This window comes from Yoonia sp. (genome assembly GCF_030731595.1).
GTDB lineage: Bacteria > Pseudomonadota > Alphaproteobacteria > Rhodobacterales > Rhodobacteraceae > Yoonia.
Genome location: NZ_JANQTS010000026.1, coordinates 16694 through 32979, shown reverse-complemented (window position 1 = coordinate 32979; position 16286 = coordinate 16694). Strand labels below are relative to the sequence as shown.

Annotated in this window: 15 protein-coding genes and 1 pseudogene; 8 read left to right on the top strand and 8 right to left on the bottom strand. The window is 58.1% G+C overall.

The features are described 5' to 3' along the window. Positions 1-579 (bottom strand): annotated as a pseudogene (locus NWQ23_RS02440) (hypothetical protein); the annotation flags it as partial. A 218-nt stretch (positions 580-797) separates the two neighbouring features. Between NWQ23_RS02440 and NWQ23_RS02435 the strand changes: the two are divergent. Beyond that, positions 798-1466, top strand: a complete 669-nt coding sequence (locus NWQ23_RS02435) for a thiamine diphosphokinase (protein ID WP_306164646.1) — start codon at positions 798-800, stop codon at positions 1464-1466. Here NWQ23_RS02435 and NWQ23_RS02430 read toward each other — a convergent pair. From NWQ23_RS02430 to NWQ23_RS02420, 3 genes are read right to left on the bottom strand one after another with little or no spacing between them, the layout of a single operon-like run. Then, positions 1408-2319, bottom strand: a complete 912-nt coding sequence (locus NWQ23_RS02430; protein ID WP_306164645.1) for a DMT family transporter — start codon at positions 2317-2319, stop codon at positions 1408-1410. The genes NWQ23_RS02435 and NWQ23_RS02430 overlap by 59 nt on opposite strands. A 45-nt stretch (positions 2320-2364) precedes the next feature. Further along, positions 2365-3738, bottom strand: a complete 1374-nt coding sequence (locus tag NWQ23_RS02425) for an L-serine ammonia-lyase (protein ID WP_306164644.1) — start codon at positions 3736-3738, stop codon at positions 2365-2367. Next, positions 3739-4413, bottom strand: a complete 675-nt coding sequence (locus tag NWQ23_RS02420; RefSeq protein ID WP_306164643.1) for a glutathione S-transferase family protein — start codon at positions 4411-4413, stop codon at positions 3739-3741. Positions 4414-4589: 176 nt separating this feature from the next. Between NWQ23_RS02420 and rpiA the strand changes: the two genes are divergently transcribed. The 5 genes from rpiA to NWQ23_RS02395 all read left to right on the top strand — a co-directional run bounded on the left by rpiA (position 4590) and on the right by NWQ23_RS02395 (position 10646). Further along, positions 4590-5378, top strand: coding sequence for a ribose-5-phosphate isomerase RpiA (gene rpiA / locus NWQ23_RS02415; RefSeq protein ID WP_306164642.1), 789 nt, complete (start codon positions 4590-4592; stop codon positions 5376-5378). Positions 5379-5405: 27 nt separating this feature from the next. Further along, entirely contained in the window at positions 5406-6842 is a 1437-nt protein-coding gene (locus NWQ23_RS02410; RefSeq protein WP_306164641.1) for an FAD-dependent oxidoreductase, read from the top strand. Positions 6843-6923: 81 nt separating this feature from the next. Then, positions 6924-8066, top strand: coding sequence for an FtsH protease activity modulator HflK (gene hflK, locus NWQ23_RS02405; protein WP_306164640.1), 1143 nt, complete (start codon positions 6924-6926; stop codon positions 8064-8066). Then, entirely contained in the window at positions 8066-8950 is an 885-nt protein-coding gene (gene hflC / locus NWQ23_RS02400; RefSeq protein ID WP_306164639.1) for a protease modulator HflC, read from the top strand. The genes hflK and hflC overlap by 1 nt, the downstream gene beginning before the upstream one ends. A gap of 217 nt (positions 8951-9167) precedes the next feature. Further along, on the top strand, positions 9168-10646 hold the full coding sequence (locus NWQ23_RS02395; RefSeq protein WP_306164638.1) for a Do family serine endopeptidase: 1479 nt from the start codon (positions 9168-9170) through the stop codon (positions 10644-10646). A gap of 58 nt (positions 10647-10704) precedes the next feature. Here NWQ23_RS02395 and NWQ23_RS02390 read toward each other — a convergent pair whose 3' ends face one another. Genes NWQ23_RS02390 through NWQ23_RS02380 form a run of 3 tightly spaced genes read right to left on the bottom strand, consistent with a single transcriptional unit; the run spans position 10705 to position 14264 of the window. After that, positions 10705-11088, bottom strand: coding sequence for a GFA family protein (locus tag NWQ23_RS02390; RefSeq protein ID WP_306164637.1), 384 nt, complete (start codon positions 11086-11088; stop codon positions 10705-10707). Between the two features lie 11 nt (positions 11089-11099). Then, positions 11100-13193 (bottom strand): TRAP transporter fused permease subunit, encoded by a 2094-nt coding sequence (locus tag NWQ23_RS02385; RefSeq protein ID WP_306164636.1) that lies wholly within the window; start codon positions 13191-13193, stop codon positions 11100-11102. A gap of 60 nt (positions 13194-13253) precedes the next feature. Then, entirely contained in the window at positions 13254-14264 is a 1011-nt protein-coding gene (locus tag NWQ23_RS02380) for a TAXI family TRAP transporter solute-binding subunit (RefSeq protein ID WP_306164635.1), read from the bottom strand. A gap of 186 nt (positions 14265-14450) precedes the next feature. On the opposite strand from NWQ23_RS02380, the gene NWQ23_RS02375 reads away from it, so the two are divergent. Both NWQ23_RS02375 and NWQ23_RS02370 read left to right on the top strand, forming a co-directional pair. Continuing rightward, complete coding sequence (locus tag NWQ23_RS02375; RefSeq protein WP_306164634.1) at positions 14451-14774, top strand: 2Fe-2S iron-sulfur cluster-binding protein; 324 nt, start codon at positions 14451-14453, stop codon at positions 14772-14774. Beyond that, on the top strand, positions 14771-15469 hold the full coding sequence (locus NWQ23_RS02370) for an FG-GAP repeat domain-containing protein (RefSeq protein WP_372340099.1): 699 nt from the start codon (positions 14771-14773) through the stop codon (positions 15467-15469). Before NWQ23_RS02375 ends, NWQ23_RS02370 begins: the two co-directional genes overlap by 4 nt. Here NWQ23_RS02370 and cobS read toward each other — a convergent pair. Beyond that, complete coding sequence (gene cobS, locus NWQ23_RS02365) at positions 15466-16275, bottom strand: adenosylcobinamide-GDP ribazoletransferase (RefSeq protein ID WP_306164633.1); 810 nt, start codon at positions 16273-16275, stop codon at positions 15466-15468. The two genes, NWQ23_RS02370 and cobS, sit on opposite strands and share 4 nt — an antisense overlap. Positions 16276-16286: the final 11 nt, after the last annotated feature.

The following is a 16286-nucleotide window of genomic DNA, read 5'->3' as shown; positions in this document are numbered from 1 at the left end:
GTCGTCGTCAGACTTCAGCGCACTGCTTTCGACATAACGTTCGGAGGCATCCAGTATTCTGGTTTGCGACGTGCGCTTGGCGAGTTCCGCAAGGCGCTGCGCCAATGGGTTAACTGGTCTGGAAACGGGCGCCGGTTCTGTCAGGTCCTCGGCATAGGCCTCGTCTTCGTCAGCGGTCTGTTCAGCATTCGCGATTGCGCGAATGCGTTCCAGCTTATCGGCAACGCTGGCCTCGATGTCGATCGAAGCGCTGTCTTCGTCTTCGTCTTGGGATGTTTCATCTGCGTCAAGATCTGCGTCATCATAGGCATTCTCGCCATCGAACTCCGCATCTTCATTTATTTCCTGCTCGTCAAACACATTGTCCAACGACGCCTCATCGGTGATTTCGTCCTCTTCAACGTCATCTTTGCGCAAGCGAAGGCTGACCTTGTTCCCGTCGCCCTCGATCTCGACTGACGCGCCGGTTTGATCTTCGGTGAGGCGCGCAAGCGTTGCCATGTCGGGTGCTTGAGGCGCCACATCCATAAATCGATCATGTCCGGCAAGATCATGAAAGAATGAGACAACAGTCTTCATTGTTTCTACAGAGTCTGAAAAGCCTTCAAGACGACAGGAAAAGTTGCCGTAGGTGACTTCAAGAATTTGTTCGTTCTCGCCCATGAATGCATACTTCCTTACTTATCAACGGCGGACCGCTGGACACAGATTGGTTCTTAATCGAAGACAACAACAGCTTACATTCACGCTCAATTTGTGACCCTTTTAGGGAATGTTTGTGAATCGAGGAGCAATCTTTGTCCGTAGAGCTAATTGTTTCAAGTCCTAAAGCACTCTGCCTCATTGGTGGAGCGCCAATTGAAAAAACTGATATTTCGGCGGTTTTTCATCACGTTGAAGCGTTTATAGGCGTGGATGGGGGGGCAAATCACCTCATTTCAGCCAAGATACATCCAGCGGCGGTCATCGGTGACCTTGATAGTCTTTCAGACCAAGCCCGTGCCTTATTTGCGGATCTGCTTCATCATGTACCCGAACAATCGACAACGGATTTTGAAAAAGCCCTGACTAGGGTTGCAGCGCCGTTGATCCTTGCCTTGGGGTTCACCGGCGGCAGGATGGACCATACCCTGTCTGTTTTGAATGTGATGGTGCGCTTTTCGGATCGCGCGATTGTCCTGATCGACAAAGACGACGTTTGTTTTGTGGTTCCGCGCGGGGTGACCACCTTTCATGCGCCCCAAGGGATGCGGATATCGATCATGCCTCTTGCCCCGGCGACAGTTACGGTTTCAGGGGTGCAGTGGTCCTTTGAAAACATGCTGATGACACCTGCGGGCTTTACCAGCCCCTCAAATGCCGCGCTGGGCGGGGCGGTGACCATTCAGACTGCTGACCCGGTCCTTGTCACACTGCCGCGGGCGCTTTTAGAGACTGCTTTGACAGCCGCCGTTCGCGCAGGATGATGTAAAGCCCTGCCGCGACGGTGATGCAAATCCCGATGGCCGCCAGCCCATTGGGCAGGTCGGCAAAGACAAGCCAGCCAATCGCCGTCCCAAAAGGAATTTCCAGATATTGCATCGGCGCGAGCGTCGATGCGGGCGCAAACCGCAAGCTCCATGTCATGAAAAGATGCGCAAAGGTCCCAAGCAAGCCAAGCCCTGCAAGCAGTGCCCAAGTCTGGCGGTCAAAATCCAGACGAAGATCAGAAAGTTCACCGGGGGCCAAGGCGATCAGCGCGCCAAGGATCACTGTGGCCTGAACCCCGCTGATGGCTTGCAGCTTGATCGGGTCCATGACGCGTGCCACCTTGCGCGTCACCATCATGAAAAGGGCAAAGACCACCGCGACACCCAGCGGCAAAAGTGCCGGATAGCCGACTTCGACAAAGTTTGGCTGGATGACCAAGAGCGTGCCAATGAAACCCACAGCACAGGCGACCATACGGTGCAGCCCGACATGCTCGTCCATCACAAAATGGCCCAGCAGCAGCATGATAAAGGGCATGACAAAGGCAATGGCCAGAGCATCGGCCAAGGGCAGATAGCGCAATGCGCTGAACATCAGGCCGATACCAAGAATATGCAACACGGTCCGGATCAGCGTCCAACCCAGCATACCGGACGGGAGCCGAAACCCTTTTGCGCCAAATGCGACAAGTGGCACCAAAATGATTGCCTGGATGCCAAAGCGGATAAAGACCAAGACGCTCAGGGCCACGACGCCGCCCAAGAGCTTTGCGATGCTGTCACCCAAAGGGGCCAGCACGCAAAAGCCAAGCATCAGCATGACGCCAAGAAAAGGACGGTCCGTGGTCATCTCTCTAGCCTAGTGAAAGGCCAAGGGCAGAGCAATCGCGCCGCTTTAGCAGTTCGGCACATTCACGGCCAAGCCGCCAAGCGCGGTTTCTTTGTATTTCTCGCTCATGTCGGCACCGGTCTGGCGCATGGTTTCAATCGCCACATCCAGCGACACCAGATGGATACCGTCGCCGCGCATGGCCAATGAGGCGGCAGACACAGCCTTGATCGCACCCAGACCGTTGCGTTCGATGCAGGGGACCTGCACCAAGCCTTTCACGGGGTCGCAGGTCATGCCCAAATGATGCTCGAGCGCGATTTCGGCGGCGTTCTCGATCTGCTCTGGCGTGCCACCCAAGACAGCCGCCAGTCCAGCCGCGGCCATCGCCGCCGCACTGCCCACTTCGGCCTGACAGCCACATTCGGCCCCAGAGATAGAAGCGTTGTATTTGATCAGCCCGCCGACCGCCGCCGCCGTCAGCAGGAACTCTGGCACGCGCGATGGCGCGGCACCCGGAACATGATCCAGCCAATAGCGGATCGTGGCAGGGATCACCCCGGCGGCCCCATTCGTCGGTGCGGTCACCACTTGGCCACCGGCGGCGTTTTCCTCGTTCACTGCCATCGCGTAGGTCGACATAAAGTCGTTGATCGTATGCGGGGCTGTCAGGTTCATCCCGCGCTCTGCTTGCAGCGCCTCCCAGATGCCTTTGGCACGCCGTCGCACCGAAAGACCGCCGGGCAAGATCCCATCGGTCGCAAGCCCGCGTTCGATGCAATTGTTCATGACCTCCCAGATCCGTGCAATGCCCTTGTCGAGGTCTGCGCCCGGCATTCGTGACAGTTCGTTTATGCGCTTCATCTCGGCAATCGTCTTGCCCGACATCCGCGCCATATCCAGCATCTGCTGGGCAGTGTGAAACGGAAACGGAACGGGCGCGCCGGTGTCGCTGTCTTTGCCAGCGGCAAGCTCTGCCTCGGTCAGAACAAAACCGCCGCCGATCGAATAATAGGTGACTTGCGTGATTACATCGCCCTGCGCATCGGTGCCGCGCAAGACCATGCCGTTGGCATGGCCGGGCAGGGCAGGGCCGTAGTCAAAAATCAGGTCGTCCTTGGGGTGGAACTTCAATGTGCCCAGCCCGACCGGGGTCACAAAATGCTCTTGCGCGATCCGCGCCAGCTCTGCATCCGCTTTTTCCGCATCATAATCGTCGGCCCGAAACCCTGCCAAGCCAAGGATGACCGCACGATCCGTCGCATGACCGATCCCGGTAAAGGCCAGACTGCCGTGCAACGAGGCTTGCACGCCCGCGACGCCAAAGGGCTGCGCGCGCAGGTGATCAAGGAAACGCGCCGCCGCGACCATCGGGCCGATGGTGTGAGACGATGACGGACCTACGCCCACCTTGAACATGTCGAAGACAGAGAGGAACATCTAAAGCACACTTCCTTGAGGTGGGTTGCAGGGGATCGGAGCCGAAAATGGTAAGGGGCCCAAACCCTCAGCTTTCGCGACGCGGACCGCCGCTGCGCGGGTTTCGGCGCGTTGGGCAAAAGCTAGAAGCCTTGGCCAGCGCGCGAGATCGAACCATTCAAGGCCCCCTCCATAAAGCGCGGCCCAACGGAGCATGGGCGCAAGATAGCAGCCCTGCGCGCTGGGCGCATCATCATCCAACCACTGCGCTGTTTGCACGGCGGCCAGAAGATCGAGTTGCGCGGCAAGTCTGATCCGGGCCATGCGATATGTCGGACCAGTGTCGCCTTGGGCGTATTGGTCAGGATAGAACAGCATCCGCAGCGTGGGATGCAGGGTATTGGCCAGCCACAGCATCCATTGGATCGCATGCATCCGCTCTGCCGCATCCACAGCCGGCAATAGTCTTTTGTGTGTATCCGCGAGCCAAATGAGAATAGCGCCGGTTTCGAACATCGGACCGTTTTGCGTTTCCAATACGGGTATAAGGCCATTTGGGTTGAGAGAGAGGAATGCGGGTGACTTATGCGCCTGTGTGGATCGTTCGACCAATACGGTCTCATAGGGCAAATCCAGCTCTTCCAACGCCAAACGGACGCAAAGCGAGGCGTTGTCAGGGGCATAATGAAGGCGCATCGGTTCGGACATGGCGAAACGCTATCTGATCGGGGTCCTGGCGTCCGTCCAAATGCGACACTTCCGCGGAAAAACACGCTTGTCGCCCTTTGCAAGGCGCTTTGGGGATTTGGGGCCTCGCGCCCTGCTGTAATGTTGCTTATAAGGCGGCGGAGAAGATTTTTGGAGTTGCTGATATGGCTGCTGAATTGTCCCCCATCGACAAGGCGAAATTTGTCGCTGCCAAGCAGGCGACCGAATTTGTTGAATCCGGTATGAAAGTCGGCCTTGGAACCGGATCAACCGCCGCTTGGATGGTGCAATGCCTTGGCGAGATGGTGCGTGACGAGGGGCTCAAGATCAAAGGTGTGCCGACCTCGAACCGCACAGCGCGCCTTGCCCGCGATGTTGGCATCGAAGTCATCACCTTGGACGAAGCGAAATGGCTGGATGTGACCATTGATGGCACCGACGAATATGATGATGCACTGAACCTGATCAAGGGCGGCGGCGGGGCGCATCTGCGCGAAAAGATCGTCGCCACTGCCAGCGACAAAATGATCGTGATCGCGGACGCGACCAAGAAGGTCGACGCGCTGGGTGCCTTTCCCTTGCCTCTGGAAGTGGTTCCTTTCGGGCTTCCGGTGACGCAAAACCTGATCGAGGAGATGCTGATAGGCATGGATGTGCTGGGCCGTGATATTGTGCAGCGGATGCAAGGTGGGGAACCTTTCGTGACGGATGAAGGGAACTTCATCCTTGATCTTCACCTCAAGCGTATCGGCAATCCGCGTCAGTTGAGCCTTGTGATCAATCAAATCCCCGGGGTCGTCGAAAATGGGCTCTTCATTGATATCTGTGATGTGGTTGTTGCGGGGCACGGTGACGGCAAAGTGACCGTGCGTGACATCACCAACAACACTTTTGAGGTTGTCCAATTTGATGTCCTTGACGATGACAATATCTTCGTCGGCATCGCCGACTAGCCGCCAAGACCGCATTGGAGCCCTCAGATGACTTTTGACTATGACCTCTTCGTCATCGGCGGTGGCTCCGGCGGTGTGCGTGCCGCGCGCGTCGCCGCTGCAACCGGTGCCAAAGTCGCCCTTGCCGAAGAATACCGCATGGGCGGCACCTGCGTCATTCGTGGTTGTGTGCCCAAGAAACTGATGGTCTTCGCCTCGGGCTATGCGGAAATGTTCGATGACGCCCGCGCCTATGGCTGGGATGTGCAAGAGGGGCCTTTTGACTGGCCCAAGTTTCGCACCCATCTCCATGCTGAACTGGACCGGCTGGAGGGCATTTACCGCAAGCTTCTGAGCGGTTCCAACGTCGAAATTTTCGACGCGCGCGCCACGTTGAAAGACGCGCATACAGTCACCCTGTCGACCGGGCAGGACCTGCGCGCAAAACACATCCTTGTGGCAACAGGCGGTCGCCCCGTGGTCCCCGATATGGCGGGGGCCGAGCTTGCGATCACCTCCAACGAGGTGTTCTTGCTGGATCGGATGCCCAAATCTATCCTGATCATCGGGGGCGGCTATATCGCGTCCGAATTTGCGGGCATCCTGAACGGCCTTGGTGTGAAAGTGACGCAGTTCTATCGCGGCGCCCAAATCCTGCGCGGCTTTGACGACGAGGCGCGCGGACTGGTCGCCGAAGGGATGCGCGCCAAGGGTGTGAACCTGCACTTGGGCACCAATATCGTCGAGATGCGGGCCGCAACCAAAGAGGACCTTGAAGGTGTGCAAGAGGGTGTGCCGATGGAAAGTGGCAAGCCCGCGCAACTGCCACATGCAGGCGGCGGGCACGGCATTTGGGTCAAGGCAACCAATGGGACCGAAGAAGTCTATGATCAGGTCATGTTCGCGACCGGGCGTGCGCCAAATACCGAAGGCATGGGACTTGAAGCCGCAGGCGTGACGGTCGGCAGACGCGGCGAGATCATCGTTGATGAGTATAGCCAGACAGCGGTGCCGTCGATCTATGCGATCGGCGATGTGACCAACCGTGTGCAACTCACCCCCGTGGCGATCCGTGAAGGCATGGCCTTTGTTGAAACTGTCTTCAAGGGCAACCCGACAGCGGTTGACCATGATCTGATCCCGTCGGCTGTCTTTACCCAGCCCGAGCTAGGGACGGTCGGCCTTACCGAAGAGCAGGCCCGCGAGATCGAACCGGTCGAGATCTATTGCACCTCCTTCAAGCCGATGAACCATGCTTTTGCGGGACGCGACGACCGGGTGCTGATGAAGCTGGTGGTCAGCAAAGCCACCCGCAAAGTCTTGGGCTGTCATATCGTCGCAGACCATGCAGGCGAGATGATCCAGTTGGTGGGGATTGCGGTGAAGATGGGTGCGACAAAAGAAGATTTTGACCGCACTGTTGCGGTTCACCCCACGATGGCCGAAGAACTGGTGACGATGAAGGAACCGATGCGCACAGCTTGATTTCAGGCAATCAAAGCACACATGGCATACAGGAACGGCCCAGAGCGCTTGGGCACCGACGAAAGGAAGCATAGGAAGACGATGGCAGGAAATAACGGTGGCCCTTGGGGCGGCGGCGGAAACAATGGCTCTGGCGGTGGTGACGACGACAACCGCGGCGGCGGACGCCGTCCGCCAAATAATGACGGGCCGAACATCCCCGATATTGATGAACTCGTAAACAAGGGGCGCGAACAGTTGCGCGTTCTGATGGGCGGCGGTGGCAACGGTGGTAACGGACCAGCCGGTAGCGGCGGCGGCGGTCCACAGTTGACCCGCGGCAGTATCGGCCTTGGCTTTCTGGCTGTGATTGCGCTTTGGCTCTATGCCTCCTTCTATACAGTACGCCCCGAAGAAAAATCGGTCGAACTGTTCTTGGGTGACTTCCTTGCTGTTGGCGAACCCGGTCTGAACTTTGCGCCATGGCCCATCGTGACACGCGAGGTCATCGCAGTAACAACCGAGCGCAACATCGACATCGGCACCAGCCGGTCCGGTATGGATGCAGGTCTGATGCTCACGGGTGATGAAAACATCGTGGATATCGACTTCCAGGTTGTCTGGAATATCACCGATCCGCAGCTTTATCTCTTTAACCTCGCCAATCCACCCCAGACGATCGAGGCCGTCGCTGAATCAGCGATGCGCGAGATTATCTCGCAGTCGGAACTTGCTCCGATCCTCAACCGCGACCGCGGGGCCATTCAGGACAGGCTGACTGATCTGATCCAAACCACGCTTGATAGCTACGATTCCGGTGTGAACATCATCCGTGTCAACTTTGACAAGGCCGACCCGCCAGAACCTGTTATCGCCTCGTTCCGCGCGGTGCAGGATGCCGAACAAGAACGTGACCGGGTGCAGAACGTGGCAGATGCCTATGCCAACCAGGTGGTTGCCGAAGCACGCGGTCAGGCGGCCCAGATCCTAGAGCAAGCCGAAGGCTACCGTGCCCGTGTGGTCAACGAAGCCGAAGGTGAAGCCAGCCGTTTCTCTGCGGTTTTGGCCGAATACCAAAAAGCACCGGAAGTGACCCGCAAGCGTCTTTACCTTGAGACGATGGAAGGGGTCCTTGGCGGTCTTGACCTGATCATTCTTGATGAGGGCCAAGCCGGGGGGCAGGGCATCGTGCCCTATCTGCCGCTTAACGAACTACGCCGTAGTCCAACTGGAGGGTCAAACTGATGCGTAAGTCAGCATTTCTTCTACCCGCTGTTGCGGTTGTAGTGATTGGAGCTTTGTCTTCAATCTTTATCGTGGACGAGCGTGAAAAGGCACTTGTTCTGCAGTTCGGCCAGATCGTCAAAGTGCAAGAAGAGCCGGGGCTTGGCTTCAAGATCCCGTTGATTCAAGAGGTTGTCCGCTATGACGACCGCATCCTGAGCCGTGATCTGGAACCGCTGGAAGTCACACCATCCGATGACCGCCGGCTGGTCGTGGATGCCTTTGCCCGCTACCGGATTGCCGATGTCGAGCAGTTCCGCCGTGCGGTTGGTGCCGGTGGCGAAGAAGCCGCCGCGCGTCGTCTGGACAGCATTTTGCGTGCCGAAACACGCGAGGTTCTGGGTTCGGTGACATCCAACGACATCTTGTCGGTGGATCGTGCTGCACTGATGCTCCGGATCCGCAATCAGGCGATTGCCGAAGCGCAGGCTCTTGGCTTGCAGGTGATCGACGTGCGCCTCAAGCGGACGGATCTGCCACCGGAAAACCTCAACGCCACCTACGAGCGGATGAAAGCAGAGCGGGATCGCGAAGCGGCCGACGAACGTGCACGTGGTAACGAAGCGGCCCAGCGTATTCGCGCCGGTGCCGACCGGACCGTGATCGAGCTGGTTTCAGAGGCGGAACGCGAAAGCCAGATCATTCAGGGTGAGGCCGATGCCCGCCGGAATGAAATCTTTGCTCAAGCCTTTGGTGCTGATCCGGAATTCTTTGAATTCTATCGTTCGATGACAGCCTATCAGCGGTCACTGACCCCGGGCAATTCGACCATGGTCTTGTCGCCTGACAGTGAGTTCTTCAACTACCTGAAGTCTGACCAAGGCGCGCGTGCCATCACCGAGTGATCGCGCATTATTCCGACAACAAAAGGGGCCAGCTGCAACGCTGGCCCCTTTGCGTTTTGCCGTTTTGATGCCCAACACGAAAACAAACACGGCAATTCACGTCCTATTGAGCGTTGCGTAACGAAGTTTGCGTTGCACATTTCGCGCCCTACATAGATCATCACCAAGTAACGGGGCCGTCAGAACGGCCCCTGTCAATGACAAAGGAATTTGCCCCATGAAATCTACGGCAATCGCAATTCAGCAAGATCAGCAGCGCGCGCGCCGCGCCGCGATGGCATTTGTGACGATGTTGGCCGTCGCTTTTGCTTTGGTCCTTGCTCAAGTCACACTGGCAAATGCGCAGGCTCGGCCGCAGACATTTGCCGATTTGGCCGAACAGGTCAGCCCGTCGGTCGTAAACATCACGACAAGCACGACAATTGCGGGGCGCACTGGCCCGCAGGGTCTGGTGCCCGATGGTTCACCTTTTGAGGACTTCTTTAACGATCTGGATCGTGGCCCGGGCGAAGGAACGCGCCGGTCGTCTGCGCTGGGTTCCGGTTTTGTCATCTCTGCGGACGGCTTTATCGTGACCAACAACCACGTGATCGAAGGTGCCGATGAAATTCTGATCGAGTTCTTCCCCGGCGGTGAACCCGGCGTGCCTGCCGAATTGATCGGTACCGACCCGAACACAGATATCGCCGTGCTGAAGGTCGATCTTGAAAACCTACCCTTCGTGACATTCGGCGACAGCAACGGCCCGGGGTCCCGCGTGGGCGACTGGGTCATGGCGATGGGTAACCCGCTTGGCCAAGGTTTCTCGGTCTCCGCTGGTATCGTCTCGGCCCGCAACCGTGCGCTGTCCGGCACCTATGACGACTACATCCAGACCGACGCCGCGATCAACCGTGGTAACTCTGGTGGCCCGTTGTTCAACATGGACGGTGAAGTGATCGGTGTGAACACGGCGATCCTGTCACCGAACGGTGGTTCCATCGGCATCGGCTTTGCCATGTCTTCGGCTGTTGTTACCAATGTGGTCGATCAGTTGATCGAATTCGGCGAAACCCGCCGTGGCTGGTTGGGCGTGCGCATCCAGGACGTGACACCCGATATGGTGGACGCGATCGAGGGGCTTGATATGGCACGCGGCGCGCTGGTGACGGACGTTCCTCCGGGTCCTGCCGAGAATGCAGGTATGCTGGCAGGTGACGTGATCCTTGATTTCGACGGTGTCGCAATCGAAGACACCCGTGAACTGGTGCGGATTGTCGGCAACTCGCCCGTCGGAAAAGAAGTGCCAATGGCGGTTCTGCGTGATGGCGAAATGACCGATCTTACGGTGATCCTTGGCCGTCGCGAGACTTCAGAGGCAGTGGCCTTCCCTGCATCAACCGAACCCGAAGCGCCGGAACAGGCCGAGATTTTGGGCCTGACCCTTTCGGAGATCACGCCGGAACTGACGGATCAATTCTCGCTCACGGTCGAGCAGGGCTTGGTCATCACGGCAATCAATCCAGAGTCAGAGGCCGCATCCAAAGGCCTGCTGGAAGGCGACGTGATCACTGAAGCCGGTCAACAAGCTGTGGCAACTGTCGTTGATCTGGAAGCGCAGATCGAGGCCGCAACCGAAGCCGGGCGCAAATCGCTTTTGCTTCTTGTGCGGCGCGGTGGTGATCCACGTTTTGTGGCGCTGGTCTTGGAAGAGTAATCCAAGCCATACCCCAAAATGATAGAGGGCGGTCCTTAGGGGCCGCCTTTTTTGTCTCCTACTGCTGGTTCTGCGGCAGCCCATCCGCGATCTCGTAATAGTCGCCCTTGTCTGCGACAAAGATATGCAGCGCCAATGTTGTTTGGGTTGGCGTGTCAAAAGCCCCCATCGCGACAGCGGTCCAGTCGTGAAAGACCGGATCCCAAAACAGCGTTGATCCGCATGTCCCGCAAAAACCGCGCCGGACTTTTGCAGAGGATTGATACCAGCGCAGATGCTCTGTGCCGGTGATGCTCAAGGCATCCCGTGGCATATCCACCGAGGCTCCGAAATGGCCTGAATGCTTGCGACAGGCCGTGCAATGGCAGGCATTGGGCTGCGCGAGCGGGCCTGTGACCTGAAACGACACTGCCCCGCAAAGACAACTTCCAGTATGGATCATGCTGGACTCTCCTAGGCTGGCACCGTCTGTTTGAGCTGGCGGGTATTGAATACAAGCAATCCCACCACAACCGCCGCAGCCGCCAGATGAACCCAAAGCGGCGCGGGCCAAAGACAGGCTGCACCGGCAACACCTGCAACAAGACGCAAGGCAGGGTTCAGCGGCGCTTCCATGCAGCCTTGCAACGCGCCCGCCAACCCATAGATGCCCACCACACCAAAGCCGAAGATCAAGATCATCACGGGCCAATCACCCGACAGGAAGGGCGTATAGGCCATCATCAGCGGCACGATATAAAGACCCTTCGCCAGCTTCCAACTGGCAAAACCCGTGGCCATGGCTGGGGCCTTGGCAATGGCGGCGGCGGTAAAGGCCGCCAGTGCGACCGGGGGCGTGACATTGCTGTCCTGGCTCAGCCAGAAGATGATCATATGCGCTGAAAGAATCGCCGCAACGGTGACATCTTGCGGGACCACCAGATCGCGCACGGGGGCTGCAATCTCTAGCGGGAGCGCGCGGATAATCGCCGTTGCCTGATCCACGCTCAGCGGCCCTGCCAGAACTGTTGGATCAGGGATGCCGAACATCAGAACCGCATTGGCCGCATCACCCAATGTGCCCGCAACCATCGCGTCGATCACAAAGCGGTCCGCAATCATGCCCGCAAGGGCAGGGGCCGAAAGTGTGGCCAGCACGATATAGGCTGCCGTCACGGGCAGGCCCATGCCCAGCACAAGACTGGCCAAGGCGACCATGACAATCGCAATCAGCAGATTGCCACCGGCCCAGTCCGCGATCATCAGGCTGAAGGTATTGCCGATCCCGGCAGTCGTAATGACGTTCACGACAAGACCCACCGAACACAGCAGCACCGCTGTCATGATCATGCCCTTCGTCCCCATCACCAAAGCCTCGAACACCGCGCGCGGCCCCATCGGGTTCTGCGTCAGCCAGCTTGATGCGATGACGGCAAGGATACCAAAGACAGCGGCGTAGGTGGGTGTAAAGCCCGATACAAGCATCCCGATCAGCGCGCTGATGGGGATGACAAAACTTGCACCGCCCTTGAGAAAGGCCGATTTTATCGTCTCGCCATCATTTGCCATCGGTTGCAGGTTCAGGCGGCGGGCCTCGATCCTGACAAAGAAAGCGACTGACAGGAAATAAAGTAGCGCAGGCAGGGCTGCCACCGCCACGATCGTCTCGTAGGGGATTTGCGTGAAGCTCGCCATGACAAAGGCACCGGCGCCCATGATCGGCGGCATCAACTGTCCGCCTGTGGACGAGGCCGCTTCGACCCCGCCTGCGAACTTTGCCGGAAACCCGGCTTTTTTCATCAGCGGGATCGTGATCACGCCCGTCGATGCGGTATTGGCCACAGCCGAGCCTGAAATGGTTCCTGTCAGGCCGGAGGCGATCACAGCCACGATGCCGGGCCCTCCGACCATGCGCCCTGCAATGGCGCGGGCGATGTTGATCACGAAATCCCCTGCGCCGGAACGCAAAAGGAAAGCGCCGAAGATGATAAAGAGGAACACGAAAGTCGATGAAATCCGCGCAATCGTGCCGAACATCGCATCATCGCCAAAGATCGACCGGAAGGCGATCGATTCCCAGCTGAGCCCCGGAAAGGAAAACACGCCGCCAATAAGCTGGCCCCACCAGCCGATATAGGTCAGTGCGATGATGATCAGGCAAGGAATGATCCAGCCGGTCAGGCGGCGGGTCAGTTCTATCGCACCAATAACGCAGATCACGGCCGCGATCCAATCGAGCGTCGTGAACTTGACTCCGCGGTCATAGATACCTTGTTCCGCGAAGGGGAGATAAAGCGCAGCAACGGCCACCAATGCGCCGAACGTCAGGTCAAAGGCCAGCATTGGCTTGCTGCGTGCTTTGCCCCTGATCATCGGATGCAGGACAGAAGCCAAAAAGGCAAAGCCGGCAAAGTGATAGGCGTTGCGCTGGAATTCAGAGATCACCAGATCAAAGGCCACGTAGATATGGCCGACGGCGATCAGGAAACAGAGTGTTGTCAGGGCCGTGTTCGGCAACCCGGTAAACGCGCGTTGGACAATTTCCGCGGCGGGGGTTTCATCGGACATAAGGATCCCCTTGAATGCAAAACGGCCCGCATGATCAATTCACACGGGCCGTTGTCTGGTTTAGTTTGCGATCAGACGGGCAGGGACGTCAATCCCGACTTCCTGATAATACCGCAATGCACCGGGGTGCAGCGGCAATGGCAGACCGTCGAGGGCTTTTTCGATTGCCATCTCTTTGGTGGCCGGATGGATGGCCTGCAAGAAGGGCAGGTTCTCGAAGATTGCCTTGGTGATCAGATAGACATTTTCCTCGGGCAGATCAGCATTGGTGGCAAGGAAGTTGGGTTGTGCAACCGTGTTGATGTCCTCGGTCTGGCCCGGATAGGTCCCGGCCGGGATCAGATAAGGCGTCCAAAGATTGCGCCCCGCATCTGCTTGCGCCAGTTCTTCGGGGGTAAAGTCGAGCATTTTCACCCCATCACCGGCCGATGCCATCAACTGGCTGATCGCGCCTGTCGGCACGCCCGCAGGTGCGCCAAGCCCCTTGACCTGACCGTTTTGCAGTGCTTCCGCTGCGGGCCCATAGCCACCAAAGACCAGTTCGAAATCGGTGTTGATATCAAGGCCCAGTCCTCCAAGCAGCGCGGCGTTTGACCCGATTGTGCCAGAGTTCTGTGCACCAAAGGCCATCGCCTCTCCGCGCAAGGCGACCATATCAGCCATTGTGCCCGTATTCACGGCATCTGCAGAAATGACGAATTGTTCAACGTTTGGCCACAGCATGGAGACAGAACGCAGGTTCTCTTGTGGTCCGGATTCTTCCAATGGACCGGTTCCTGTCGCGGCATAATAGCCAAACAGACCTTGCAGAATGCCAAATTGCGCTTCGCCTTCGCGCATCAGCCGGATGTTTTCACCGGATCCGGCAGAACTGATTGCGGACATGCCAATTTTCTGGGTTGGTTCCAGCTTGACCTTCACAAGCGTCGATAGGGCAACGCCAACTGGATAATAGGTGCCACCGGTCGAGGCTGTCGCAAGGATATAGCTTGCTTCTTCTGCCTGTGCATGTGCTGCAGGTGCCACAAAAGCCAGACTGGCGGCCAGTACGGCCTTCGATAAATGCTTCATTAAACTCTCCCTAGTTGTGGGCCTCCCCGACCCATCGTAGGCAAAAGGTAAGCAATCGCGCGCCAATGTCCACAGGTCACAGGTACGTTAGCGCGCTGAAGAGGTGTTTTTGGGGGTGGCGAGCCTACAAATGCTGCACTACTTAGGAATCTGACTCGTTAAGAATGCATAAGGGACAGACGAACGATGGCTAAAATAACCTACGTTGAATTTGGCGGCAAAGAGCATGTGGTTGATGTTGCAAACGGGCTGACCGTGATGGAAGGCGCGCGCGATAACGGTATCCCCGGGATCGAGGCTGATTGCGGCGGCGCCTGTGCCTGTTCGACCTGCCACGTCTATGTCGATGACGCATGGGTTGAAAAGCTGCCCGCCAAGGACGCGATGGAAGAAGACATGCTTGATTTCGCCTATCAGCCTGATCCGGTCAAATCCCGACTGACCTGCCAGTTGAAAGTCAGCGACGCGCTGGACGGTCTGCGCGTACAGATGCCGGAAAAGCAGATTTGATCCGCGTTTTGGCACTGGTGGCTGTCACGGCCACCTCTGCCTGTTCCGAAACGATCCTTTCAGCAGAGTATGCTGCCCCGACAGATCGCTATGCCCATGGTGTCTTGGGTGATGCGATCGAGTGGGGCGCGCTGGAGATCACGACAGATCGCGGCACACGCAATGTCACGTTGCCGCAAGAGCGCGTGTTCGAGGATCTGGCCCCGCGCCTTGTGGATGTCGATCTTGATGGCTCGCCCGAGGTGATCGTGGTCGAAACACTGGCCTCTCTGGGCGCGCAACTCGCCGTTTATGATGAAACCGGCAAAATCGCCTCGACCCCGCATATCGGCCAGACCAATCGCTGGCTGGCCCCGATTGGTGCGGCCGATCTGGACGGCGATGGCCTGATCGAGATCGCCTATATCGACCGCCCGCATCTGGCGAAAACCCTGCGGGTCTGGCGCTTTATCAACGGCGCACTAGAGCCGGTCGCCGATCTTTCCGGCCTGACAAATCACCGGATCGGAGAATCCGATATCGGCGGCGGAATCCGCGATTGCGGAACCGGGCCAGAGATGATCACCGCAAATGCGGACTGGACAAAAGTGATGGCGACAGTCCTGTCAGAAGGTCAACTCGTGGCGCGCGAGATAGGCGATCACTTTGATCGCGGCTCTTTTGCCACCGCTTTGGCCTGCCAGCCGCTGCCCTAGGTCACCATCATCACAACAGCGATCAAGAGCGCCATTTCATTGACCTGTTGGGTGGCGCCCAGAATATCCCCTGTCTGCCCGCCGATTTTGGCGCGCGCGATCAGACCGCAAGCCGCAGTCGCTGTCGCCGCCACCAAAATCAACCAAGGATAGCCACACAAGATCGCAAACCCCACGCCAAAGACGATGGCCAGCCAGACCGTACCCGTCGGGGGGCGGCCCACAGATTTGCTCAATCCGCCCGCGCGGGCGTTCGGCAAGATCGCCATCAGGACCACCATGCTGGTCCGGCTCAACGCGCCGATGGCAATAAAGGCCACCCAATAAGCACCGACCGAGACAATCGCCACCAAGCCCAGCCAGCGCAGCAAAAGTGACAGGGCAATCGCACACACCCCGTAAACCCCGATATGGCTGTCTTTCATGATCTCCAGCCTACGCGCCCGGTCCCAGCCCCCCCAAAGCCCGTCGGCGCTATCGGCCAATCCGTCTTCGTGCATCGCACCCGTCAAGATGACCGAACCGGCAAGGATTAACCCCGCACTGATCCCTGACGGCACGCCAAGCCACTGCATCAAGGCCACGGATGCCGCGAGGATCACCCCCAAGACGACACCCACAAGCGGATAGGCCCAGGCCGAAGCCGCCCCGCGGTCCATTGCGCGGTTGCTGTCAACGCTCACTGGCAGGCGCGTCAGCAACCCCAATGCGGCAGGCAAATCAACGCGGTCAATCAGGCCCATGTCGTGTTTGTGCAAACTGCGTCCTTTCAGGGCCTTTTCACCGGCGTCTCGTTCGTTAAACAAGGGCAAAGATT